20 protein-coding genes are annotated in these 26,672 nt (G+C 36.0%); 12 read left to right on the top strand and 8 right to left on the bottom strand.

The window, feature by feature from the left end:
- Positions 1-19: 19 nt before the first annotated feature.
- The gene (locus tag VUJ46_RS08205; RefSeq protein WP_326984502.1) at positions 20-787 is read right to left on the bottom strand and encodes a methyltransferase domain-containing protein; all 768 of its coding nucleotides are present in this window, start codon (positions 785-787) and stop codon (positions 20-22) included.
- Positions 788-919: 132 nt separating this feature from the next.
- Between VUJ46_RS08205 and VUJ46_RS08200 the strand changes: the two genes are divergently transcribed.
- A complete protein-coding gene (locus VUJ46_RS08200) occupies positions 920-2,260 on the top strand; it encodes an IS5 family transposase (protein WP_326981209.1) in 1,341 nt (446 codons plus the stop codon).
- Positions 2,261-2,567: 307 nt separating this feature from the next.
- On the opposite strand, the gene VUJ46_RS08195 is transcribed toward VUJ46_RS08200, so the two are convergent.
- Positions 2,568-3,038 (bottom strand): Lrp/AsnC family transcriptional regulator, encoded by a 471-nt coding sequence (locus VUJ46_RS08195; RefSeq protein ID WP_326984501.1) that lies wholly within the window; start codon positions 3,036-3,038, stop codon positions 2,568-2,570.
- 143 nt (positions 3,039-3,181) lie between these two features.
- Here VUJ46_RS08195 and VUJ46_RS08190 point away from each other — a divergent pair, with 143 nt between their 5' ends.
- Both VUJ46_RS08190 and VUJ46_RS08185 read left to right on the top strand, forming a co-directional pair.
- Positions 3,182-4,570 carry an MFS transporter gene (locus tag VUJ46_RS08190; RefSeq protein ID WP_326984500.1) on the top strand — a complete coding sequence of 463 codons (1,389 nt, stop codon included), beginning with the start codon at positions 3,182-3,184 and terminating at the stop codon, positions 4,568-4,570.
- A 140-nt stretch (positions 4,571-4,710) separates the two neighbouring features.
- Entirely contained in the window at positions 4,711-5,457 is a 747-nt protein-coding gene (locus tag VUJ46_RS08185; RefSeq protein WP_326984499.1) for a metallophosphoesterase, read from the top strand.
- Here VUJ46_RS08185 and VUJ46_RS08180 read toward each other — a convergent pair.
- Positions 5,454-6,428, bottom strand: a complete 975-nt coding sequence (locus tag VUJ46_RS08180) for a hypothetical protein (RefSeq protein ID WP_326984498.1) — start codon at positions 6,426-6,428, stop codon at positions 5,454-5,456. The genes VUJ46_RS08185 and VUJ46_RS08180 overlap by 4 nt on opposite strands.
- 10 nt (positions 6,429-6,438) lie before the next feature.
- The gene (locus VUJ46_RS08175; RefSeq protein ID WP_326984497.1) at positions 6,439-8,508 is read right to left on the bottom strand and encodes a phospholipase D-like domain-containing protein; all 2,070 of its coding nucleotides are present in this window, start codon (positions 8,506-8,508) and stop codon (positions 6,439-6,441) included.
- Between the two features lie 227 nt (positions 8,509-8,735).
- Between VUJ46_RS08175 and VUJ46_RS08170 the strand changes: the two genes are divergently transcribed.
- From VUJ46_RS08170 to VUJ46_RS08140, 7 genes are all read left to right on the top strand, one after another.
- Entirely contained in the window at positions 8,736-9,791 is a 1,056-nt protein-coding gene (locus VUJ46_RS08170; RefSeq protein WP_326984496.1) for a saccharopine dehydrogenase NADP-binding domain-containing protein, read from the top strand.
- Between the two features lie 47 nt (positions 9,792-9,838).
- Positions 9,839-10,756, top strand: coding sequence for a helix-turn-helix domain-containing protein (locus tag VUJ46_RS08165; RefSeq protein ID WP_326984495.1), 918 nt, complete (start codon positions 9,839-9,841; stop codon positions 10,754-10,756).
- 871 nt (positions 10,757-11,627) lie between these two features.
- Entirely contained in the window at positions 11,628-12,773 is a 1,146-nt protein-coding gene (locus tag VUJ46_RS08160; protein WP_326984494.1) for an efflux RND transporter periplasmic adaptor subunit, read from the top strand.
- Positions 12,774-12,782: 9 nt separating this feature from the next.
- Entirely contained in the window at positions 12,783-15,923 is a 3,141-nt protein-coding gene (locus tag VUJ46_RS08155) for an efflux RND transporter permease subunit (RefSeq protein ID WP_326984493.1), read from the top strand.
- Positions 15,924-16,072: 149 nt separating this feature from the next.
- Positions 16,073-17,491, top strand: a complete 1,419-nt coding sequence (locus VUJ46_RS08150; RefSeq protein ID WP_326984492.1) for a TolC family protein — start codon at positions 16,073-16,075, stop codon at positions 17,489-17,491.
- Between the two features lie 57 nt (positions 17,492-17,548).
- The gene (locus VUJ46_RS08145; RefSeq protein ID WP_326984491.1) at positions 17,549-18,097 is read left to right on the top strand and encodes a DUF2652 domain-containing protein; all 549 of its coding nucleotides are present in this window, start codon (positions 17,549-17,551) and stop codon (positions 18,095-18,097) included.
- Positions 18,098-18,211: 114 nt separating this feature from the next.
- Positions 18,212-19,168 carry a Fic family protein gene (locus VUJ46_RS08140; protein WP_326984490.1) on the top strand — a complete coding sequence of 319 codons (957 nt, stop codon included), beginning with the start codon at positions 18,212-18,214 and terminating at the stop codon, positions 19,166-19,168.
- A gap of 299 nt (positions 19,169-19,467) precedes the next feature.
- Here VUJ46_RS08140 and VUJ46_RS08135 read toward each other — a convergent pair whose 3' ends face one another.
- The 4 genes from VUJ46_RS08135 to VUJ46_RS08120 all read right to left on the bottom strand — a co-directional run bounded on the left by VUJ46_RS08135 (position 19,468) and on the right by VUJ46_RS08120 (position 24,696).
- Positions 19,468-21,732 carry a glycoside hydrolase family 3 C-terminal domain-containing protein gene (locus VUJ46_RS08135; protein ID WP_326984489.1) on the bottom strand — a complete coding sequence of 755 codons (2,265 nt, stop codon included), beginning with the start codon at positions 21,730-21,732 and terminating at the stop codon, positions 19,468-19,470.
- A gap of 300 nt (positions 21,733-22,032) precedes the next feature.
- Positions 22,033-22,842 (bottom strand): methionine ABC transporter substrate-binding lipoprotein MetQ, encoded by an 810-nt coding sequence (gene metQ / locus VUJ46_RS08130; RefSeq protein WP_326984488.1) that lies wholly within the window; start codon positions 22,840-22,842, stop codon positions 22,033-22,035.
- A 176-nt stretch (positions 22,843-23,018) separates the two neighbouring features.
- Positions 23,019-23,675 (bottom strand): methionine ABC transporter permease MetI, encoded by a 657-nt coding sequence (gene metI, locus VUJ46_RS08125; protein ID WP_326984487.1) that lies wholly within the window; start codon positions 23,673-23,675, stop codon positions 23,019-23,021.
- On the bottom strand, positions 23,668-24,696 hold the full coding sequence (locus tag VUJ46_RS08120) for a methionine ABC transporter ATP-binding protein (RefSeq protein ID WP_326984486.1): 1,029 nt from the start codon (positions 24,694-24,696) through the stop codon (positions 23,668-23,670). Before VUJ46_RS08120 ends, metI begins: the two co-directional genes overlap by 8 nt.
- A gap of 592 nt (positions 24,697-25,288) precedes the next feature.
- Between VUJ46_RS08120 and VUJ46_RS08115 the strand changes: the two genes are divergently transcribed.
- The gene (locus tag VUJ46_RS08115; protein ID WP_326984485.1) at positions 25,289-26,221 is read left to right on the top strand and encodes a ring-cleaving dioxygenase; all 933 of its coding nucleotides are present in this window, start codon (positions 25,289-25,291) and stop codon (positions 26,219-26,221) included.
- 133 nt (positions 26,222-26,354) lie between these two features.
- Positions 26,355-26,651, top strand: a complete 297-nt coding sequence (locus tag VUJ46_RS08110; protein ID WP_326984484.1) for a GNAT family N-acetyltransferase — start codon at positions 26,355-26,357, stop codon at positions 26,649-26,651.
- The last annotated feature ends 21 nt before the right edge of the window (positions 26,652-26,672 follow it).

Below are 26,672 nucleotides of genomic sequence, written 5' to 3'. Positions count from 1 at the left end.
TTAAGCCGCGTTTTTTAATTTATTTTTTTCTTCCGTACATCAAAATTCTTTTAAAAGAATAGATTGCAGGAAGTTTTGGGAAATTAATAGCAATTCTTTTCTTAAATTCAGCAATAAATGTCTGCTGATTTTCTTCACTCAGCCTTTCCAGATAAGGAATAAGAGCCGATCCGGAAATGAAATTAAACAATGTTTCATGATCTTCTGCGATAACTGGATAGACTTTTTGTGAAATATTTATATCTTCAATGTCATTATCAAATAAAATCTGCGCATATTCATCCAGAGTAAGCACAGTCGAAGCGCGGTTCCAATGGTTCAGTTGGGTTTTGAAAGGCTCTTCATTGCCCATTTCAAGTAAAATTTTATTCAGAATATTTCCAGGCTGATAAGGCATTTGTATTGCTAATTGTCCGCTTTTATTCAGTTTGGAAATCAACTTTGGAAACAATGTTTCATGATCGTCCGACCATTGTAATGCTGCGTTACTGAATATTAAATCCCAGTTTTCGTTACTGTCGAGAATTTCTTCCGTTGTTGCCTGTCTGAAATGTAGATTTTCGGCTTCCAGCGTTTTTGATTTTTCCAGCATTTCTGCAGAAGAATCAATTCCTATAAAATGAGCCTGCTCAAATCGTTCTGCAAGAATGGCGGTTTGTTCGCCTGTTCCGCAACCCAAATCAATGGCTTTCATATTGCCTTTATTCTGAATCAGATCTGAAAGGTCAAAAAAAGGTTTAAAACGAATATTTTTAAATTGATTGTAAACATCAGGATTCCAAGGCATAATTTGTATATTTAGTCATTCCTTAAAAACCAAGTAATATTTTGATTATCAGTTTTATGCACTTATATTTCGTAAAAAATCGTTGTAAAAAATTGCAATAAATTGTATTTTTAGGATATAAAAAGTGGCAAAATGTTAGGCAAAATAAGAGAGGATTTACAGCAGAATTTATTCAAGACCAGGCTTACGGAGCTTATTAATATGGAGCATCCGGTGGTAAAATTAGCTGGGGAGATTTCCTGGGATAAAATGGAGTCAGAGTTTGAGAAATTATTTTCAGAAAACGGAAGACCTTCTATTGCTATCCGTAAAATAGCAGGAATGCTTTTGCTCAAGGAAATGTTTAAAGAAAGTGATGAAAGTGTAATAGAGAGATGGATTGAGAATGCGTATTGGCAATATTTTACCGGAGAAACCTTTTTCCAGACAGAGCAGCCTTTCGATCCGAGCAATTTTGTACACTTCAGAAAAAGAATTGGAGATAAGGGTTTGGAATTTCTTTTGGGACAAAGCGTTTCTCTCCATCCCAAAGCCAAAACAGAAGATGAAGTTCAGGTAGATACGACGGTTCAGGAGAAGAACATTACCTTTCCTACCGATGCCAAATTAGCAAAAAAAGTAATCGACAATTGTAGAAAAATAGCAGAAAAAGAGAGCGTTGTACAAAGACAAAGCTACAGAAGAGTGAGCAAACAATTATTGCGGGACGCTTTTTTTGGACATCATCCCAGAAGACAGAAGAAGGCAAAAATGGCGAGGAAAAAGCTCAGGACGATTGGTAAAAGAGTTCTTCGGGAATTGGAAAGAAAACTTCCTAAAGATGTTTTGAAAGGCTACGAAGACGTTTTTAAAATTTACCTTAAAGCACTCACCCAAGAACGTACCACGAAAGATAAAATTTACAGTCTTCACGAGCCACAAGTTGCGTGTATTGCGAAAGGAAAATCGGGAAAAGCATACGAGTTTGGGACAAAAGTAGCAGTAGTAAGAGGTCGGAAAACAGGGATCATCAGCTCGGTAAAGAGATTTTCTGGCAATCCTCACGATAGTAAAACTCTTGAAGAATCATTGGCACAGAGTGAGAGGGTAAGAAAATCCGTTGGCGGAACAAGACCTACGAAAGCCACTACAGACAGAGGATTTAAAGGAATCAAAGAAGTGGAAGGAACAGCAATTTTGCTTCCCGCAAAAAAAGAAAAAACAAAATATGGGCAACAAGTAGCCAGATTAAGATTCCGGGCAAGAGCAGCCATAGAACCTTGTATCTCTCATTTAAAAAGAAACCACTCCTTAGGATTAAACTTCCTGAAAGGAGTGGCTGGAGATATTAATAATGCATTATTAGCAGGGATTGGATACAATTTGAAGATGAGATTGAATCAAATCAAACAACAAATTCTTCTTTGGCTCGAACTTGTTCTCCGAATCTTTTTAGGCAAATATAATTTTCAAAGTCAAAAAACAGCTTTTTAAGGAGCGACTATTTAATGATGCTTCAATTTACAAAATTTCGAATTGAAATTAAAACAAATATGCTTAAAAATCCCTTAAATGCGTAATTTAATAATAAGTTTGTTTAAACTAATTTTAAATTTAGCCGCAAAATAAGCAAAAGATCTTATTGGATTTATTTAAAGTATTTCAAAAGTCTGCAAAAAGAAAAAATCAAAGATTTTTTTAACTTATGTGATCTTTTTTTATTTAGGTATTAAACTTAAAATAACTAAAGTGCTAAAATCTTTTGTTTCTTTTGTGGTAAAAAAGTTTAATGAAAAACATTCTACAAAATTTGCACGCTTTCCTTAATGCTGTTCATCACAAAAATACTCTTCGTTTGTCCGATTCCTTCAATTTCAGAAAGTTTATTCACGAAAAACTCATGAAATTCATCCATATTCGGAGCCAGAATTTTTAGCATAAAATCAAAATCCCCACTGATATTATAAAATTCAACCACTTCCTTCAGTTTGCTGACTTCTTCAATGAACTGTCCCGCCATTTTTTTATTGTGAACATTTAATGCAATCATACAGATTACCATCATGCCTTTATTTACCTTTTTACGGTCGAGAACAGTCGTATATTCTTTAATAATTCCGGCTTTTTCCATTCGTTTAATACGTTCGTGTGTAGGTGTCGGACTAAGATTGATTCTTGCTGAAATATCCCGTACACTCAGTTTGGCATCTTTCTGTAAAAGCCTCAGGATTGAAAGATCTTTTTCGTCAAGCGTATAATTTTCTGTAGCCATTTGTTCTGTTTTTAATGGTTAAACAATATTAAATAGGATAAATGTTCTTTTCGTTGGATGATTGAAATAAATATGTTCCAAATTTACCATATAATTTTTATAAATGTTCTGTTAATTTTAATTTTGCAGAAAATTTGAACTGTATGAACTCAAGGAAAAATATCATTTTAATACTGGCATCAATTGGGACATTTGTGGAGGCTTTGGATATTGCCATTATTAATTTAACGATTCCTTCCATTCAGGAACAGTTCAACATCAATGCTTCTACCGTACAATGGTTACAGACCTTGTATGTATTGTTTTTTGGAGGTTTTTTGATTATTGGCGGTAAACTGTCTGATCAAATCGGACGAAAAAAGATTTTCCTGATTGGCGGATTGATCTTTATGCTGACCTCACTGGGAGCCGGATTATCTACCAGTTTTGAAACTTTAGCTATTTTCAGAGCGTTACAGGGATTGGGCGCAGCTTTCATCATGCCGTCTGCGATGTCGATTGTCACCAATACTTTCAGAGAAGAGCAGGAGAGGAATAAAGCAGTGGGGATTTTCAGTTCTTTTGCGGCGATCGGTTCGGGAAGCGGATTGTCAATTGGCGGAATTATTACCACGTATTTAAGCTGGCACTGGGTATTTCTCATCAATGTTCCCATTCTTTTCTTTACCCTGATTTTGTCTTATCAGTTTTTACCGAAAGACGAAAGAAATGAAAAACCTCAGAATACCGATTTCGTCTCAGGAATCTTATTAGTATTGGGATTATTGAGTTTAACTTACGGAACACACGAATTGATTCAGATCAAAGAACATCCGTTCTTGATTATCGGATCTTTAGCATTATCTGTTCTTTTGTTAGGATTGGTTTTCTATCGATTAAAAACAATTTCCCAACCCTTGATTGATCTTCAATTGGTAAAACAAAGATCGTTGATGGTTGCCAATATTGTTTTCTTCACGTTGGGAGCATTTTTTATCGGATTTTTATTCCTGATTTCCCTGATGTTGCAGAAAGATATGCATCACAGTTCGGCATCGGCGGGCTTACTCTTGGTTCCATTTAGTATTTTATCGGCGTTGGTTTCAAAGTTTGTATTGCCGCATATTTCCAAAAGACTAAATCCTACAAAGCTTGGTATTTTGGGCTGGTCATTCATGTTGTTGGGCTCATCATTACTGTTCATTTCTGTGTACACAGGGCATCCATTAGCAATTGTTTTATTGGGAGCTGCCTGTATTTCAGGAATCGGAATGACGTTCTGTTTCACGGGTTTATCAATTTTAGGAATTCAGGACATTCAGCCTTCCCATTACGGAGTCGCATCAAGTTTAAGTACCACAAGCTACTTTTTAGGAGCAGGAATTGGATTGTCTTTTATGACATTAATGAGTCAGATCTTCCCTTCAGAATTTGCTGTAGGAAGCCTAAGTCTGGAAATCCTGATCGGATATGCCGTTATCGCATTGGGAATTTTAGCCTATCTGATTGTAAAAGAAACTAAAATAAAAAAAGCCGCTATGGCTGTTTCATAATTCATCGATATATTGTTAATAATTATCCGGAGATATTGAAATGATATCTCCGGATTAATTTATGGTCTTAATTTTTCAGGTTTATTTAGCATTCTTTTGCTTTAAAAATATTTTTCCTTTAATTTGTTCATATTATAAACATGAAAATTCAAATCATCAGCGATCTCCATCAGGAATTCGGTATCACAGATTTATCTTTCGATAAAGCAGATGTAGTTGTTTTGGCGGGAGATACCAATTTAGGAATCAAAGGAATTGAATGGGTAAAAACTAATATTCCCAACAAACCTGTGATTTATATTCTCGGCAATCATGAATATTATAAAGGTTCTTATCCAAAAACGCTGAATAAAATAAAAGCCTCCGCACAGGATTCAAATATTCATGTGCTGGAAAATTCTTTTGTAGATATTGAAGATATTCGTTTTCATGGCGCAACTTTATGGACTGATTTTTCCATTTTCGGAGACCCAAGATATTACGGAATGATATGTCAATCGAAAATGAATGATTATAAAAAGATTACGCGGGATCCGTCTTATTCAAAGATGAGGACCGTTGATACGTTTAAAATTCATCAGTTTTCAAAAATTTGGTTACAGGAAAGTCTGGAAAATTCAAAAGATTTAAAAAATATTGTGGTTACCCATCATGCACCAAGTATTCAGTCAGTTCCGGAAGAATATAAAGAAGATCCTATCACTTCAGCCTATGCTTCAAATTTAGAAGATTTCATCAATGAACATCAACCATTATTTTGGATTCACGGACATATTCATACGCCCTCGCAATACAAAATCGGCAATACCGAAATCATCTGCAATCCCCACGGCTATATCGATGAAAAGTACAATGGTTACAACAAAGAATTGATTATTGAGGTCTAGTTTTTGCTGATTTCTTCCATGAATTTTTTGATGGCATCATAAGCATCAATTCTTTTGGAGAAAGCAGGATATATTTCTACATGAGCTGCGCCGGAACTTTTCAGCCACTGTGTCCAGATTATTTTCATAATTTCAAAATCGGTAGGTTGTACGGTGGTTGAGCCATTATCATCAAGCGACCGGTCAACCATTTCCAAAACCAGAATATTTACGTTTTTCAAATTATTGGTCGTTTTTTTAATCAGGTATTCCGGTTTTGACTGAATAAATTTTTGAAGATCTACCGATTTACTGCTGATGAAGTCCTGTCTTATTTTTTTGATAGACTGCTGATCAAAATTATACCCTGCGCTGCTATTAGTACTTTCTATATAACCGTCTGTAAAGAGAACTACAACATTTTTTGTACTTTTAATAAGAGTATTTTTACCATTGGGAAGACTTACATCAGGATCATTGATCAATGATGAAGTGATGGTTTGGTTAAAATAATTCCAGACATCAGATCCGGCAGGATTTTCAAAGGAATACTGATAAACTTTTGAGATATTTTTTTTGAATGCAGAAATAGCAGATTTCATTTCATACCTTTTAAAGTTGGATGCATCTTTGGTTTTTCCTTTAAACTGTCTGAAATTAATCTGAAGCCATTTCGCATCTGCTATCTGTGGATTATTAAGGATTCCACGGTTGATAAAATCAAATTTATAAACATCAAGCTGATTCATTCGCCTGTTATTTACCGTAAGAAGATCCCCGATACTATCAATAGCCGTATTGAGTAAAAAAGTGTCAAGAACGGGCTTTGGATGAATTTCAGGATTGATTCTGTTGGATAGGTCGGGAACAAGTAGAACATTGAAATCGTAAACTTTTGTAGTCACTGATCCATTACGGTCATTGGTTTTAGAACAGCCTGTGCAAAGAATAAAAATGATGAAGGATGATAAAAAGTAGAATAAATTTTTCATAGCTTATGCATTAGTTTTGAGCAAATTCTGAATTGAAATTTTTTTGAACCGTGACAATATTCAGCCAGTTTTCACACTCTCTTATGGCTTCTGTCGTTTTAGCTTCTGCTTTTTCCACAGAATAAATTTTGTACAAATATTTACTCCAGCCTTCCATAAAAATATTAACTCGGTTTTCCATTTCGGTCCTGGATACAGGAAGTTTATCATTATCCACCTGACTCTGATAAATATGGGCAAGATTGTCTACTTTTTCTATAAATGACAAGAGAAGCTGCTTAAGATGATTGATTTTTGTATTAATCTGTATCGGAAGTTCCTGCAATTGTTTGGTGAGGACGGCATTGTGTTTTTGTAAAATCACGATTTCACCATTTAACCTGTTGTTTTCCTCTTTCAGTTCATTGATCTGTATCTGATGGGCAAGCATTTCCTCTTCATGTTTGCTGACAATAAATTTTGTCTTTTCCTGATGATGGGTTTGCGTTCTTTTTTGATGAGAATAATAAAGTTTTTCAATAGTCAGTCCAAATAAATATACTCCTAACGTTCCTAAAATAAAGACTAACCAAAAGTTTTCAGTGATGATGATTTCCATAAAACTCAATATGGTATTGGTACGGTTAGATTCATAATCAATAAAATTAATATTTTTAGCTACCCTGTAGGCTATAAATCCATCGACTACCAAAATCAATAAAATCCCACCATAATTTTTGAAAAATCTATAGAACATATTGTTGGTGTTATTTGTGTTTAGATGATCATTGGTGTGATCTTTAACAGAAAGAATCAGTTTCATTAAACCTAATGCCAGTGGGATTCCGACGAAAAGAAAAAGGAACAGAATTCCTCCGATTCCCTTGCTCCATATTTTTGATATAGCTTCAGGATCAAAAACCTCAGCGGTTTCAGGGATTCTTCCGGCATCAATAGCAGCTATTGTTTCATTTTTTGAAAATATGAATATATAAGCAACAGACGAATAGAATACAAAAATATAGGATAACAATATAAATCCTAAGAAAATTAATGCGGATGTCAAAGGCCAGTTTACAGGCGGTTTCACAAAATCTATCTTCAGTTCATTGATCTTTTTAAGTAAAACATCTATTTTGTCCTTTATAAAAGGAATTTTAATAGAGCTTACCGACTCTATGTTTTGTTTTTTGTCCTCAATATTTTTTTCATTATGCTGAATATTGTTTTCAATGTTTTGAAGATCTGCTGTCAGATTATAGTTCAGAGTATCAATCTCATTTTGAGTTTTCATCTCTACGTTTCCGATGCTCACCTTCAGCTGCTCTTCGATCCTGTTTTTCAGTCGTGTCTTTTTCTCGGCAATAACTTCAATTTCGTTGATGAAGTTTGAATAAAGGCTGTCCATTGCCTGAGGAAGCACCTGATGATCTCCTTGATTTTCAAATGCCCTCTGGTAAGCATTTTCTTTCAATAAGTTTTTATCGAAAGAGCCTACTTCTGTTGCGATGATGTTATCGAGAACATCTTTAAAATCTTTCAGAGATTGCTCCTGAAAATTGAGCGGCTGAGCTTCCCCTTCATTTTTTTCATGAACAATGGGACTTACAAAAGCGCTCTCTTCTCTTTCAATTTCCTCAATGCTGTAACCGTTATTAAGTTTTTCTACGCGGTCTTTTATTTTAAAAAAGCTGTCAGTCAGTTCATTAACCGTTTTGGGGAAGTTAGTAACCAAAACCTGCTCATGGTTGTTTTTTGCATTGTTAGACCAGTTGTAGGAACCTGAAATAGCTATATTTCGATCAATAATGCAGAATTTCAGATTCATCATACCGTATCCTATATTTTTGATGCGGGTGAAGTTAAGTCCTTGATGTACAAGTACATCAAAATCTAATTTTTCATTATCCGGCTGATCAGATAAGATCAGGGAAACTTTAATATTTTCAGAAAGTTTTTCCTGAATAATGTTGTACAGTTCATAGTTGGTAAACCAAGCCATAGCGATCAATATTTCCGATCTGGCACTCTTTAATTCCGATTTTATTCTTTCCAGAATTTCATCAGTATTAGAAATGGAATCTTGTAGCATGTTGTTCATAAATAGGTTATAAAGTTTTTATTATGAAAAAAAATCTTTACTTTGATTTTTATTGTGAAATTTATTTCGAATTCAAAATTAGAAATAGTAGATAGGTGTTTTTTACGGGTTTCCGTAATTTGAAAATTTAGAGTATCAGAATATTTTCCACAATTGCACAACAACCTCCCTGAATTTTATAACACTTTCATCTGGCTTATCATAATCTTTGCATAAAGATTAAGACTATGAAAGAGAAAATACTTATTATTGGCGGTTATGGAGCGGTAGGAAGCATTATCGCTGAAAATTTATCGAAGGTTTATCCTGAAAAAGTAATGGTAGCTGGGCGAAGTCTTTCAAAAGCTCAAAAATTAGCAGTAAATCTTCATCAGCAAGTCATTCCTTATCAATTGGATATCAATTCTATTTCTGATTTTTCAATTTTTGATGATGTTCAATTGGTCATCATGTGTTTAGACCAAACCAATACCGATTTTGTGGAATATTGTATCTCAAAAGGAATTCATTATATCGATATTTCAGCGCAATACAAGGCGTTAAAAAGTATTGAAGGCCTCAATTCATTTGCTGCAGAAAATCAATCCAGCGTTGTTTTAAGTGTCGGTTTGGCGCCGGGAATTACCAATCTTCTCGCTCAGCATGCTGTTCATCTGCTCCCCAATACAGAATCTATTGATATATTTATTCTCCTTGGTTTGGGTGAGAAACATGGCGAATTTGCCTATAAATGGACTTTCAATAATATCGATTCCGAATATCAGATTTCTGAAAACGGGACTAAGAAAAACATGAAAAGTTTTACAAAACCTATTCAGACAGAGCTTTTAGGCAAAAGACAATTTTACCTTTTTGATTTTTCAGATCAGCATGTTTTATCAGATACTTTAGCAGTTCCAAGAATTGAAACCAGGATGGCTTTTGATGTTAAATGGTTTACGAAGCTCACTGCCATTCTTCGTAAATTGGGAATTACCAGACTATTTAAAAACGAAAAAGTTCAGGATCTTGCGATTAAAAGCTTTAATAATTTTACCATGGGCACCGATGTTTATGCCGTTAAAATTGTAGCCAAAGACACATCCGGAAATATAAAAGAATTAAGCATTAATGGAAATAATGAAGGAAAAATTACGGCTATTGTCGCTACAGAAATGGCAATGATTGTTCTAAATGGCAATATTCCGCATGGTGTTTTTCACAGTCATCAAATTGCTGAAAATATCCCTGAGTTTTTAAATAATCTCAAAAAGTATGATAAATCTTATCAATTGAAAATTTAAGTTGTAAGAGTTTTTATTTATTAATTTCGCTCAAATTTTTACCGTTCATGTCTAAAAAATCCAATCCGAAAATAGAAAGTTTCATCTCGCATTTTACTTTCGAAGAACTGCTGAATCAGGTTGAATTCGATTTAAGAATCAAAGAATTTGTAGTCATGAACATCGAAAAGGCAAGTTACGCGGTTAAGCTCAACATTCCGTACCGCTCCGATTATTTTACTGTTTTTCTGATTGAAAAAGGCAATATCCGTTTTCGTTTATCCGAAAAAAGCTATGAAGTGAAGGCCGGAGATATCATCTTTTGCCCGATTGCGGAAACATTTTGGGTGGAAGAGATTTCCGATGATTATAATGCGAAATATATTTTCTTTTCACTGGATTTTATTTCTAATGCAGGGTTCAATTATAAGTCAAATGATGTTCTGAAAAGCCTTTCGGAAGATCCCACCAATATCATCCGCAACGAGCCGGAAATATATAAGAGAATCCATTTTCATTTGGATGAACTTAAATCTTTAAACGATACCGAAAAGGAGAATTATTATTTCAATGAAATGATCTGGCATCACTTTTCGCTCGTGATCTATGAGATGGATAATTACATGAAAAAAACGGAGAAGATCAATAAGGTAAGCTATCGTGAAGACGAGATTACCACAAGTTTTTTCATTCTTGTGAGGCAGCATTTCAAAGAGGAGCATAATGTTCAGTTTTATGCGGACCAACTGTTTATCAGTCGAAAATATTTGACCAAGGTCATCAACAAAACCATTTATAAGTCACCCCGCGAGATCATTCATCATATTTTGGTGATTGAAGCGAAAATTTTGCTGAAAGACTCTAATGCCAACGTGAGTGAAGTCGCTTCTCAGTTAAAATTCTCCGATCAGGCTGCTTTCAGTAAGTTTTTCAAGAAGCACACCGGAAAATCTCCTCTGGAATATAAAAAGGATGATTTGTTTTGATAAAAGTAAAAAGATTCTGGATAATTTTCTATGATGTCTTTTGGAAAAATGCTTCTTTTTGAAGCAATGGAAGTTGTTAGCTGATAGAGTAAGCTAATCGGTCAGTTTAAAATTTTTATTTGAAGCTTTTTCCTGCTATCCACTATATCCTTTTGGTGACGGCTTCCGCTTTGCTCCAGCCGCCACCAAAAAGGATGTCGTTCCTATCAGGGCTAGGGTTTCCTCCCTTTTTATAAATCTTTGTCACTGCAAACCAAAGATGAAGCAATCTCAAAAAAATCCGTGCGCTCTTGGCAAAAATACACTCCACAATTTTATTTTAGATAAAATCCTTGCGCCTTAAAAAACATACGGCATTAAACCAATCTTCGCGCCTTTGCGAAAAACCAACAAAAAAATCGTGCATTCGTGACAAAAATACACTCCACAATTTTATCTTAGATAAAATCCTTGCGCCTTAAAAAACATACGGCATTAAACCAATCTTCGCGTCTTTGCGAAAAACCAACAAAAAAAATCGTGCATTCGTGACAAAAATACACTCCACAATTTTATCTTAGATAAAATCCTTGCGTCTTAAAAACATACGGGATTAAACCAATCTTTGCGTCTTTGCGAAAAACCAACAAAAACAGCATCCTCTGTGAAAATCTCCCTCATCTGCGGGAAACAAAAAAATTCGTGCATTCGTGGCAAACAGTCTTATCCCACTCATATAAAATTCACAAACAGCCAAATTACAACCACATGATATTTCTCATAAATTCTCTAAATTAGAAGTCTTTTTGACAAATTTAGGTGTTTTTAGAGTATTTCCAGCCAACTTTTTTCATCCGAATTTTGCCCCGTAAAATTTAAAGGAAAAAGTGTTATGCAGAGATTTTCTATTCAGAAATCGATTATACTTGGAGTAACCTTATTGGTATTTACCGGGTGTAAAAAAGATAATCAAAATCAAGCCTATCAGCAGCAGGCTCCGGAACTTCCGGTAGAAATAGTGAAGCAGGGAGATGCTTCCGTTTCTAGAGAATATGCTGCTTCTATTGAAGGGGTTTCCAATGTTGAAATCCGTCCTCAGGTAACAGGTTATTTAAGCAAAATTTTCGTGGACGAAGGTGATTTCGTAAGAGCTGGACAACCTTTGTTCAAAATTGAAGACCGTGTTTTTCAGGAACAGTTAAAAAGCGCTCAGGCAGCCTTAATTACTGCTCAGGCGAATCTTTCAACTTCTAAAATAGATTTAGACCGAAAAAAAGAATTATTCAGAAATAAAATGGTTTCGGATATTCAGGTGAAAGAAGCAGAAGCGGCTTATAATGCGGCGAGAGGAGCGGTAAGTCAATCGATGTCAACCATTGAATCGGCAAAAATCAACCTTAATTTTTCAACCATTAAAGCACCCGTTAGCGGTTATATTGGAAGATTCAATTACCGTTTGGGAAGTTTAATGACGCCTTCTAATCAGGAAGCGATCACGTTATTGTCGGATATTCATGAGGTGTATACGTATTTCAGCATGAGTGAAAATGATTTTAATAATTTCCAGAGACAGACGGAAGGAAGCAGCATCAACGAGATTATTAAAAATACGCCGATGGTTTCTTTATTGCTTTCCGGTGGTGAAAAGTATGATGAAAAAGGAAAAATTGATGCGGTGGAAGGACAGTTCAACAAAACGACAGGTTCTATCACGTTAAGAGCAAAATTTACCAATCCTAAAAATCTTTTAAGAAGCGGAAATACAGGAAAAATTGTATTAGATCAGTTTTACAGCAATGTTATTTTATTGCCGATTGCTTCTACGAGAACCATTCAGGATAAAACATTTGTATTCACCATTAAAGACGGAAAAGCAGTAATGCTTCCGATTGAAGTGAGCGGAAAAGCAGGTGACAATTTCATCGTTTCAAAAGGGTTGAAAGGCGGAGATCAGTACATCGCTACCGGTTTCGATAGACTACAGCCGGGAACTCCTGTCGTAGCACAAAAGAAAACTGCTCAACCGAAAAAATCGTAAGAAAAAATCATGTTAAAGAAAATTATAAAAAGACCCGTACTGGCGACGGTTATCTCCGTATTGCTTGTTATTTTGGGGGTTGTCGGTATGGTAAGCCTGCCGATTACGAAATTTCCGGATATCGCACCGCCTACTGTGATGGTAACGGCAGCCTATCCCGGAGCCAATGCTGAAACGATTGCCAGATCGGTAGCTCCACCGTTGGAAAATGCCATCAACGGGGTGGAAAATATGGATTATATTACTTCGACGGCGAGTAACGATGGTTCATTGTCCATTACTGTTATTTTTAAACTGGGAACAGATCCCGATCAGGCAGCGATCAACGTTCAGAACAGGGTAGCTCAGGTGACTAATCAGCTTCCTTCTGAAGTAGTTCAGGCGGGAATTACGACCGTGAAAAGGCAGAACAGTATGATTGCCATGGTTTCGTTAACGAGTAAAGATGGTTCTATGGATGATCTTTTCCTTGAAAACTATGCGAAAATTAATATTGTTCCGGAACTGAAAAGGGTAAAAGGAGTAGGAGATGCGATGGTGTACGGAAACAAGGATTATTCAATGAGAATATGGCTGGATCCGAATAAACTGACCTCTTATAACTTAACACCTTCAGATGTTTCAAGAGCCATTCAAACTCAAAACTTAGAAGCAGCGCCGGGAAGATTCGGAGAAAGAACTAAAGAAGCGATGGAATATGTCCTTCGTTACAAAGGAAAATTCACCGAGCCCGAACAATATGAAAATATTACGATTAAAGCATTGAACGATGGTTCTGTTTTAAAATTAAAAGATGTTGCGAAAGTAGAGTTCGGCGCGTACAGCTATACTGTTGCTTCGAAATACAATAAAAAGGCATCCGTAACGATGGCGATCTTCCAGATGGCTGGTTCTAATGCGAATGAAGTGCAGATTGCCCTTCAAGAAAGAATGAAAGAACTTGAAAAATCCTTCCCTGAAGGCATGGCGTATGAAATTCCGTATGCGACAAAAGATGCCTTAGATCAGTCGATCGAGCAGGTAATTCATACGTTGATTGAGGCGTTTATCCTTGTATTCATCGTAGTGTATATCTTCCTTCAGGATTTCCGTTCAACCCTGATTCCGGCGATTGCAGTTCCGGTTTCTATTGTGGGAACGTTCTTCTTTATGAAAGTTTTCGGGTTCTCTATCAATATATTAACGTTGTTTGCCCTCGTACTGGCCATTGGTATTGTGGTGGATGACGCCATTGTCGTCGTGGAAGCGGTTCATGCTAAAATGGAACATAAAAAACTGAACCCGCGGGCCGCAACCATGTCGGCGATGAGTGAGATCACGGGAGCAATTGTTTCGATTACTTTAATTATGTCTGCAGTATTCGTTCCGGTGGCGTTTATGAGTGGCTCTACAGGATTATTTTATCAGCAGTTTGCCTTAACATTAGCAATTGCCATTGTAATTTCTGCGATTAATGCCTTGACTTTAAGTCCGGCTTTGTGTGCGATTTTCTTAAAACAGCATCATCCGGATTCTCATGAAAAAATGAATTTCAAAGATCGTTTCTTCGCCGGGTTTAATGCGAGTTTCAACAAACTGACCTTCCGTTACGGAAAAGCTGTTTTATTCTTATTGAAAAGAAAATGGATCGCTTTAGCTATTGTTTTGGTATTCGGCGGATTGTTCGCTTGGATGTCGATGACAACACCAAAAGGATTTATTCCTGATGAAGATCAGAGTTTCATCATTGTAACAGCCAATCTGGCTCCGGGAGCTTCAAAAGACAGAACGTCGAAAGTAGTTTCGGATACGGAAGATAAATTAATGAAAAATCCTGCGGTAGACAAAGTCATTTCGGTAGACGGACTGAATCTTTTCAGTGGTTCGATGTCTTCTTCGGCAGCTTCAATTTTCGTTAAACTGAAAAATGGTAAAGAAAGAGGTCAGGTAAGCAATATCAACGATATTATCGGTCAGGTTCAGGGAATGCTTTCTCAGGATAAAAGAGCGAATTTCTTGGTTATTAATACACCAACCGTTGATGGTTTCGGAAACACGAGTGGAATGGAGCTGGTTCTTCAGGACAGAACAAACGGTGAGCTTCAGAATTTAGGAAATATCTCTTACGGCATGATGGGCGCTTTGATGCAGAGACCTGAAGTTGCGGTGGCATTTACCACTTTTGATGTGACCTATCCTCAATATGAAGTATTGGTAGATGAAGTGAAAGCAGCACAGTTGGGCGTAAGTGTTTCTGATGTTTTAGGCGTGATGCAGGGCTATTACGGAAGTATTCAGTCTTCGGATTTCAACAGATTCGGGAAATATTACAGAGTTTTAGTACAGTCGACTCCGGAAACCAGACAAGATAAAGAATCATTGAACGGAATTTTCGTGAAAAACAGTTCAGGCGAAATGGTTCCTGTAAACACTTTGGTAAGCCTAAAACAGGTTACCGGTGCGGAAGTGGTAGACCGTTTCAACTTGTTTAACTCATCTAACTTAACCGTGATGCCGGCTCCTGGATTCAGTACGGGACAAGCTATGGCAGCGATTGAAGAAGTGAGCAAGCAGGTTCTTCCTCCGGGATATACCTATGATTATAAAGGAATGAGCCGTGAAGAAGCAGGTTCAAGCTCACAATCAGTAATGATCTTCGGATTGTGTATCGTATTCGTATTCTTTCTTTTATCGGCGCAGTATGAAAGCTATATTCTTCCTTTTGCAGTATTAATCGCAATTCCTGTTGGTTTATCAGGTGTATTTGTGGGAATTACATTGGCAGAATTATCCAATAATATTTACGTACAGATCGCTTTGGTCATGTTGATTGGTCTATTAGCGAAAAACGGGATTCTTATCGTGGAATTTGCCATCCAGAGACGTAGAGCTGGGAAAAGCCTGATCGCTTCGGCGGTAGAAGGAGCAAAAGCACGTCTTCGTCCGATTTTGATGACTTCACTGGCATTCATCACAGGTTTAATTCCGCTGATTTTCGTGGTAGGACCGTCTGCAATGGGTAACCTTTCTATTGGCTATGCTGCAATTTCGGGAATGTTATTCGGAACGATCTTAGGAGTTTTCGTAGTTCCTGTTCTGTTTGTGGTATTTCAGGCGTTGCATGAAAAAATCAACGGCAGAGTAGTGACAGAAGCCGATTGGGAATATTAATTTACAGAGGCTATGATTTAATTAAATATAGTAATGCATTTATTCTCGCAGATCAAAAGGATTAGGCTGATTTAATTTTATCATCTGCTCAATCAAAAAAATCTGCGGGAGATTAAAAATAACCTCTATTAATTCAAATGATTTTTAAAATGAATTCAATTAAAAATATAGCATATATCGCATTAATTTCAGGAACGGCCATTGCCTGTAAAGTTCAGAAATATGAACAGCCTGAAGTGAAAATGCCCGAAGCCTTCAGAAACGATAGTATAACGGAAGATCACAATGAAAATATCGCTAAAATAAGTTATAAAGATTTCTTCAAAGATCCTGTTCTGGTAGGTTTAATCGATAAGGCAATGGCACAGAATAATGATCTGCAGGTTGCTTTAAAACAAATCGAATTTGCTTCGTTAGCGTATAATCAGAGTAAATGGGGAAATGTACCAACCGTGAGCGCAACGGTGGCCAACGCGAGCATCAATCGACCTTCAGACAACAGTATGAATGGCGTCATGGCCAGTCAGTTTCTGGGAAGTAAGTATACTCAGGATTATACCTCTTCCATTAATATTTCCTGGGAAGCGGATATCTGGGGAAAAATTAAAGGCAGAAAAGAACAGGCTCTGGCAGATTATCTGAAAACTCAGGAAGCGGCAAAAGCAGTGAAAACACAGTTGGTGGCGACCGTTGTTCAGGGATATTATAATCTGCTGATGCTGGATACTCAACTGGAAATTACCAGATCTAATTTAACGTATTCTGACAGCACGCTGAAGTTTTTAACCAAACAGCAGGAATTGGGTTTAACCACAGCTTTAGCGGTTCAGCAGCAGGAAATTGTAAAAGATCAGATCCTAAAATCAATTCCCGCCATTGAAAGCTCGATCGCAACTCAGGAAAATGCGTTGAGTATTTTAACGGGTTCAATGCCTGATAAAATTGAAAGAAGTGCAAGTCTGCATAACGTTCAGTCACCGGCTCAGATTTCAACAGGAATTCCTTCTGAATTATTGAGCTACAGACCCGATATTAAAAGTGCCGAACTGGATGTGAGAAGAAGTGTATCTTCTGTAAATGTAGCGAGAGCCAATATGTATCCGTCTTTTAACATCACAGCCCAAGGCGGTTTGAATGCTTTTAAAGCGAGCAACTGGTTTAATATTCCGGGTTCACTATTCGGTACTGTGGTAGGAACTTTAGCACAACCGATTTTGAACGGAAAACAATTGAAAACGCAGTACGAACAGTCAAAAATTGTGTCGGAACAGGCAGAAATCAGCTTTAAACAATCGGTTTTAAAAGCGGTGGGTGAAGTTTCGGATGCTTTAGTGCAGATTCAAAAATTGGAAGAACAGGAGAAAATTGCGGAAGGTTTAGTGAAAAAATCAAATGAAGCAGTTCAAAAGGCAGATTTGTTATTTAAATACAATTCAGCGACTTGTGTTGAGGTAATTTTGGCCCAGACCAATAAACTGCAAACCGAATTAGACCTGGCTTCTCTGAAAGCTCAACGATTAAATGCCATAACAACCCTTTATCGCTCTGTTGGCGGAGGATGGCAATAAAGTAAAATCAATCCTGTTACGTCTAAGGAGGTAACAGGATTTTAACCCAAAACTATTATGGAGAATACAAATATTAAAGATGGCATTATTCTTATTCCGGATTTCAGCGGGTTTACGGAATTTGTATTCAATACAAAACTTTATACCGGAGAATATATTGTAAGACAACTACTTTCTACGCTCATTGATATGAATAATGAGTATTTTGAAATTTCAGAAATCGAAGGCGATGCCATTTTATTTTACCGATATGATGAAAAACCATCGTACCAGAAAATTTCAAAGATGTTGAGGAATATGCAGAATGCTTTTACCCGAAAAGTGGAAGAATTGAGTACATCATTAAGCATGGCGATCGATTTATCATTAAAATTTATCGTTCATTATGGGAAATTTTCGCAATACAAAATCGGAAATTTCAGAAAATTATACGGAAAAACTATTGTGGAGGCTCATCAAATGTTGAAGAACGGTTTAGCAGAAAATCCGTCATATGTTTTGTTTAGCAATTCGTTTCTAGAAAGCAGTCAGAACAGCAAAAATGATTTTAATTCAGAAAAAAAACATCATCCCGAAGTTGGAATGATCCATTATTTCGAGAATTAGATTTATATTTTTTAATTCCTTGTAATTTTGCAATTGCAGGCGTCCGGAGAAATTCGGGCGCTTTTTTTGTAGAAAAGTTATATCTTTGATACTATCAAATGATACTATCATATTTTGAAACCACCTTATAATATTACAGATACGATTTTAACATTAATTACTTCTATTTCAGAAAAGATAGGAGAAATTAATGCAAATCATCTCTACAAACCTACAACAGAATTAAGAAAGAAAAATAGAATTAAAACGATTCAATCTTCTCTTGAAATTGAAGGAAATACCTTGACAGAAGATCAAATTACCGCGTTGTTAGAGAATAAAAGGATTGTTGCTCCTGCCAAAGATATTTTGGAAGTTCAGAATGCCATTGAGGTTTATAAAGACTTAAAACGTTTTAATCCGAATAAAATTAAAGATTTAGAGTTGGCGCATGCTGTTTTAATGAATGACCTGGTTGCTCATGCAGGTAAATTCAGGACAACGAATGTAGGAATTGTTAAAGGCTCAAAAGTAGAACATCTCGCGCCAGGCGGAACTATGGTAAAAGGATTGATGAATGATTTATTTTCATATTTAAAAAATGATAAAGAATTAATTTTAATCAAAAGCTGTGTTTTTCATTATGAATTTGAATTTATTCATCCTTTTACAGATGGAAATGGAAGAATGGGAAGATTATGGCAAACTTTAATCTTAATGCAGCAATATCCTGTTTTTGAATATTTACCGGTTGAAAGTCTCATCAGAGAAAATCAGAAAGATTATTATAATACGCTGTCTGAATCTGATAAAAAAGGTCATTCGACTCCTTTTATTGAATTTATGCTGGGGATACTATTAGAATCGCTGAAACAGGTATTACAATCTCAAAATACTAATTTAACTACAAAAGACCGGATATTTTTATTTAAAGAGAAGTTCGGAGGTGAAAAATTCAGCAGAAAAGATTATTTACAACATTTTAAAAATATCTCCGCTCCAACGGCAAGCCGGGATTTAAAATGGGCCGTTGATCAGCACATTCTGATAAAAATCGGCGACATGAGACTTACGGAATATCAATTTCAATAATGATCTTTTTTGAAAGAACGTTGTGATCTTGAAAAGTCGAAAAAGAATTTAACCTTGTCAAGGTTAGTTCCAAATAAAACCAAACGAAGAAATAAGAAAATTTTTTTTTCACCAAAAATAGAAAATACCTGAAAAAAATTCAGGCATTCATTTTTTTAACCATGTCAAGGTTTTAAACCTTGACATGGTTAGCTCCAGATAAAAACCAAACGAAGAAATAAGAAAACTTTTTTACGCCAAAAAATAAAAAATGCCTGAAAAAAATTTCAGGCATTCGTTTTAGAAATATATAAGTAAGATTACTTCAAAGTAAACTTCACCTTCGTTTTAATAGCATCAGAAGAATTTCCGATTTGAGCTTCGAAATCTCCGGGTTCAGCCACCCAGTCGTGCTTTTGAACATCGAAGAAACTTAACGCTGTTTTATCAATTGTGAACGTTACTTCTTTTTCTTCACCAGGATTTAAAAATACTTTTTCAAAACCTTTCAGTTCTTTTGAAGGTCTTTCCACAGAAGATTTCACATCAGTAATATATAGCTGAGCCACTTCTGCTCCAGCTTTTTTACCTGTATTTTTTACAGAAACTGTGAACGTAATTTTATCGTCCTGGGACATCGTCGTTTTATCAGCTTTAGCTTTTCCAAACTCGAAAGTAGTATAGCTTAAACCGTGTCCGAAACTGAATAATGGCTTAATTTTTTTTGTGTCGTGCCATCTGTATCCAACAAAAATTCCTTCGTTATAGGTAATATTGATCGGATTTTTCTGATCTTTTCCTTTTCCTGCAGCCAATTCATCTTTTTGCCCAGGATATTCTCCTAATTTATGAGCAGAATTATCTTCCAATTTCACTGGGAAAGTAAATGGTAGTTTTCCTGATGGATTTGCGTCTCCCGCAAGGATTGAAGCGATGGAATTTCCAGCTTCAGAACCCAAATACCAACCTTGAAGAACAGTCGGAACTTCTTTGATCCAAGGCATTGCAACAGCATTTCCTGAAACCAAAACTACGGCAAGATTTTTATTCGCTTTTGCTAATGCAGCAATCACATTATCTTGATTATAAGGCAATCCGTAGCTTTTTCTGTCGTTTCCTTCGCTATCCTGAAAATCTGCTTTGTTTAAACCTCCAACGAAAATTACATAATCAGATTTTTTTGCCAATTCTACTGCTTCATTCAATAATTCAGCTTCAGAACGTGTATCTTTCAAATCCTGTCCAGATTTTACCCCGTTGTATTCTCCGCCGATATCTCCAACATAACCTCTTGCATATTGTACATCAGACTGTTTTCCGAATCTCGCTTTAATTCCGTCTAAAGGAAGCGTTTCGTATTTTACTTTTAATGAAGAAGAACCTCCACCAACAGTCATAATTTTAATAGCATTTTCACCAATGACAGCGATTTTTTTAGCTTTATTAATATCGATTGGAAGTACATTTCCCTGATTTTTCAACAATACGATTCCTTCTTCACCGATTTCTTTAGCCACCGCTTTATGCTCTTCAGAAGCGATGTTTCCGAAAGGCTTGTTTCTGTTCATCGTTGTTTTATAGGCAAGATTCAAAAGTCTTGTCACTTTATCGTCAAGCTCCTGAGTTCCTACTTTTCCTGATTTAATTAAATCTAAGTAAGGTTTTGCTAAATAATAGTTGTCGTAAGCATTTTTTGTTCCGGCAGAAAGTCCGTTGGTCCAGCTTCCGAATTCAAGATCCAATCCGTTGTGGATGGCTTGTTCTGTATTGTTTACAGCTCCCCAGTCGGAAACTACAACGCCTTTATATTTCCATTCACCTTTTAAAATATCATTCAAAAGATATTTGTTTTGACTCGCATACTGACCTTTGTACATGTCGTAAGCACCCATCAACGTCCAGGAATCTCCTTCTGTAACCGCAGCTTTGAAAGGCGGAAGGTAAATTTCATACAATGCTCTGTCGTCTACATTTACATTACTTGTATGACGGAACATTTCCTGATTGTTCAGTGCGAAATGCTTCACAGAAGTTGCTACACCGTTCGACTGCACCCCTTTGATGTAAGGAACAACCATTTTCGATGTTAAATAAGGGTCTTCACCCATATATTCGAAGTTTCTTCCGTTCAGTGGAGTTCTGTAAATATTAACTCCAGGTCCCAGAATAATATCTTTTTTTCTGTAACGGGCTTCTTCTCCCAATGCTTTACCGTAATTCCAGGACATTTTCTTGTTCCATGTCGCGGAAAGGGCTGTTAGTGCAGGATAAGCGATAATAGAGTCGTTTGTCCAGCCTGCCTGATCCCATTCATCCCACATTACTTCAGGTCTTACCCCGTGAGGACCGTCGGTTGTCCAGAATTCAGGAATTCCCAATCTCGGAACACCTGGTGAACTGAATTTCGACTGTGCATGCAGCATGGCCACCTTTTCTTCCAGCGTCATTCTGGAAAGTGCGTCTTTCACACGCTGTTCCACAGGTTTTGATTCATCTAAATAAACGGGTAAAGTAGTATTTGTTTGAGCCATATACGAAGCAGATATAAGGGTGAATAAACTTACAATGGCAGTTCTCTTTAACATAAAAGCCTTTTTTTTGATTGGTAACAAAAATAGCAAAAATATTTATTATCTCAAATTGAGAAAATGTAATTTTTCAAGAAATGGTTATTTCTAACCAGTTGTTTGGCGAAAAAGTGTAAATCTATTCAAATCAGTCCTGTAAATAAAGGCATAAAACAAAAAAGACATCATTTCAATAATCTGAAACAATGTCTGAATATATAATAATAGAATAATTAAAAGGTCAATTGTGAATTGTCAATGAGTCAATTTTTCCATACTATTAAAAATTGACTATTAGCTTAGCCATTCACGTCAAGACTACCAGCCTTTAACCGCCCCACCTTTGAAGATTTCCTGTGCTTTTTTCATTACTTCATCAGATTCATAAGCTTTTACAAAATTCTTCACTTTATCGGAATTTTGATTGTCATGTCTTGCCACCACAACATTGGTATAAGGTGAATCTTTGTCTTCGGTAAGAATTCCCTGTTTTTCAGCATCTAATCCAGCCTGAGCGGCAAAATTATTATTAATGATCGCCAAAACGACCTCTTTATCATCCAATACTCTTGGCAATTGCGGAGCTTCGATTTCAACGATTTTAAGTTGTTTCGGATTTTCTGTAATATCAGTTACTTTGGGTAATAGACCGATGCCGTCTTTTAATTTTAACAAACCGTTTTTCTGTAAAAGAAGCAGCGAACGACCTCCGTTAGTCGGATCATTAGGAATAACCACCGTGCTTCCGTTTTTAAGTTCACTGATATTTTTTATTTTTTTAGAATAGGCAACAATAGGGTACAGGAATGTTTTCCCAACTACGGCTAGTTTATAACCTCTCTGCTGAGACTGCTCGTTCAGATAAGGTACGTGCTGAAAGGCATTGGCGTCAATATCTCCGTTGTTCAATGCTTCGTTGGGAACTACATAATCATTGAAAGCAACGAGCTCTACGTCAAGATTATACTTTTCTTTGGCTACTTTTTTAGCAGTTTCGGCAATTTCCTGTTCAGGCCCCGTAGTAACCCCCACTTTGATGAAATTAGGATCTTCTTTTTTAGGCGAATTACAGGCGGTAAACAGCAATAAACCAGCGGCAAAGAATCCTAAGATTTTTATTTTTTTCATTATAAATTATTTTCTTTTTAAAAATGATAAAAGGCTGATAAGCTATTGCAAAGAAGCCCTTTATCAACACTATTTCACATTCACATATATTGTATGGTATAGCTTAAACGTTCTCACGCCCAAACTAAACTCTAAAACTCTCATACTCTCAAACACTAGTACGCTCAAACCCAAAACTATCGGTGATCAAACCTCTTAGCCAATCTATCACCTGCAAACTGTATAATAAATACAATCGCAACCAACAATCCTAACACAAGATTCATAATCACGGCGTCATACCCGATGTATCCGTACTGATAACCAATTTGTCCCAGTCCGCCAGCTCCGACAGCACCACCCATCGCCGAATATCCGACTAAAGTGATCAACGTGATCGTGGCATTATTAATCAGTGAAGGAAGGGCTTCCGGCAACAAAACCTTTCTGATGATCTGAAGTGGAGTTGCTCCCAATGCTCTTGCAGTCTCAATTAAACCTTGAGGAACTTCCAGAAGACTGTTTTCAACCAATCTAGCGATAAAAGGCGCGGCACCGATACTTAAAGGAACCAATGCGGCATTCATCCCGATCGATGTGCCTACAATGCTTCTTGTAAAAGGAATCATCCAGACAATCAAAATAATAAAAGGAATGGAACGGAAAATATTAACCAAAACAGATAAGACTCTGTTATAAATTGCATTTTCCAGCAACTGATCTTTTCGGGTTAAAAACAATAGGATTCCCACAGGAAGTCCTAAAACAAATCCAAAAAATCCGGACACGAATGTCATAAAAACTGTTTCCCAAATTCCCTTTGATAAAAGCGAAATTACCGTATCACTAAGCATATCCTCTTACTGTATTTTGAATGTTGTTTTGATTGAAATAATAAATTGCCTGTTGGTTTTCCTCTTCTTTACCTTTTAATTGCAATAGTATTTTTCCGAAATTGGATTCACCGAGATATTCTACATCAGCCTTCAACAGCTGGTAAGGGATTTTATATTGATCATAAACGATAGAAAGTAATGCTTCAACAGATACTTTATCATTTATTTCAACCTCAACAAGTGGAAATAATCCGGCTTGAGGTTCTTTTTGTAGTTTTTTATTAAGTTCTTGTGGTATAGTCATTACACCGGCATTTAAAAATTGTTTAATGATAGGATTCTCTTTATTGGAGATGATCTCGCCTAAAGTTCCTTTGGCTAAAAGTTTTCCTTTGTCGATTACGGCAACGTGATTGCAAACCGTTTTAATGACTTCCATTTCGTGGGTAATCAATAAAATGGTGATGCCCAACCTTTGATTGATATCTCTCAACAACTGCAAAATAGATTGAGTGGTTGCGGGATCCAGCGCACTGGTGGCTTCATCACAAAGTAAGAGATAAGGATCGTTGGCTAAAGCTCTCGCAATGGCAACCCTCTGTTTTTGCCCGCCGGAAAGACTTTTCGGATAATCATTGGCTTTTTCTTCCAGGCCTACAATTTTTAAAAGTTCGTTAACCTTTCGGCTGATCTCCGTTTTATTCACATGATCAAGCTCTAAAGGAAGTGCAATATTTTCAAATACTGTTCTTGAAGAAAGAAGGTTAAAATGCTGGAAGATCATCCCGATTTTTTTTCTTTCATTGGCCAATTGTTTAGAATTTAATTTCGTAAAATCTTTTCCATTGATGATAATTTCGCCATGATCGGGTTTTTCAAGAAGATTAACGGTTCGTATCAACGTACTTTTTCCAGCCCCTGAAAATCCAATGATTCCAACGATGTCGCCCTTTTCAATGTTCAGGCTCACATCATCCAGCGCTTTAAAAGACTGTTTTTTCTGATGGAAGGTCTTTGAAATATTCTTTATCTCTATCATTTTATTATAAATACGTTCATTTTAAAATTAAAAAAGGCTTTACAACGTGGTAAGGCCTTTAAAATATGTCATATAAAAGTAAGGTTAACCACAGTTGTACTTCAAAACAGGCATAAAACAGCACATCATATTCGTGATGTAATGTCTTTTATCTGAATTATATTTCAATTCTGCCTTCATTGTATAGACTTCTGTAATTATGTCTGCTAATATAAGGCATAAATCTTATTAGTCCACTAAAAAAGTAGACTTTTAAATAAAAAATGTTTTGATAAGTGTATAAATATTTGCTAAACGGTATTTTAGGTTTAAAATAGACCGCTGATTAACAATGCAATTTCTTATCTTATTTTATTGTTAATGGCGAATATAGCAAATAATTAAATTAAAATTATAGTTTACAAATTAAATATAAAAGAAGACTTTTACGATCGTCTTTTTATGAAATGTAAGCTTTGCATCTACTTATCAAAATGCAAAATTACGTTAATTTCAAATAAAAATCATTTTCCATCATTTATTAAACTAGTTAAATGTCCAGGGTTCTCAATCGTCCTACATTTGTCATATCAAAATTAAACAAACAGACAAAATGGAAAATAGAATATTAGGACTGCACCACATCACTGCGATTGCAGACAATGCAAAAAGAAATTTAGATTTTTATACTCAGGTTTTAGGAGTAAGATTAGTGAAAAAAACGGTAAACTTCGATGATCCGGGAACGTATCACTTTTACTTCGGAAACGAAGAAGGAACTCCGGGAACAATCCTTACTTTCTTTCCTTGGGAAGGCATCGGAAAAGGAACAAACGGTTCTGGTTTGGCAACTCACATCGGATATTCAGTTCCAAAAGGAAGCTTAGAATTCTGGAAAAACAGATTACAGCAATTTAATGTACATGTTGAGGAAGGTGAAATTTTCGGTGAAAAATTAATTTCATTCAAAGATCCAGACGGTTTACAGTTACAGTTCATTGAATCTTCAACACCGGATGACAGAAAAGTGTGGACAACCGATGATATTAAAGATGAAAATGCTTTGAAAGGTTTCCATAATATCACATTAACTTTGAAAAAAGCGGATCCGACGATTAAAGTTTTAACTGATATTTTCGGATATGATCTTCAAAAACAGGAAGGTGAAAGATATAGATTTGCAACCGACGCCATTGAAACAGCTAATCTTGTTGATATTATTGAAAATGATAAAATTATAACAGGAAGAAATGCTGCAGGAACCAATCACCACGTTGCTTTCAGAGTAAAAGATGATCAGGTTTTAATGGAATTCCGTGAAAAAGTAATGTCCGCAGGATTGAGTATCACTCCGAAAATCGACAGAGATTATTTCTACTCATTGTATTTCCGTGAACCGGGTGGTGTTTTATTCGAAATCGCAACCGATAATCCGGGATTCACTGTAGATGAGCCTTTGAATGAATTGGGGACAAACTTAAAACTTCCAAAACAACACGAAGGATTACGTGCAAGAATTGAAGAAGCTTTACCGAAGTTATCATAGATCATTCATCATCATTAATAAAGAAAGTAATTTAGCAATAAGCAATAAGCAATAAGCAATAAGCAATAAGCAATAAGCAATAAGCAATAAGCAATAAGCAATAAGCAATAAGCAATAAGCAATAAGCAGTATTATGGAAACAACAAAAGTAGTTTTAGGAAACGTAAGGGGAGAAGTTCAATTGTTCTCGGACGATAAAAAAGCAGGAAAAATGGATATTTCGGTGATTAAAGATAAATTAACGGTTTATCACACCGAAGTTGACGAAGAATATGCCGGAAAAGGGTTTGCAAAAATATTATTAAACCAACTGGTTTCTTACGCGAGAGAAAACGATTTAAAAATTGTACCGCTTTGTCCTTACGTTCATGCCCAATTCAAACGTAATCCAGAGGAATATCAGGATGTTTGGTTCAAAGAAGAAGCATAAAATCAGCTAAACACTAAAAAC

Source organism: Chryseobacterium sp. MYb264, assembly GCF_035974275.1.
Lineage (GTDB): Bacteria > Bacteroidota > Bacteroidia > Flavobacteriales > Weeksellaceae > Chryseobacterium.
The sequence above is the reverse complement of the archived record's forward strand: the minus strand, read 5'-3'. Positions and strand labels throughout refer to the sequence as shown.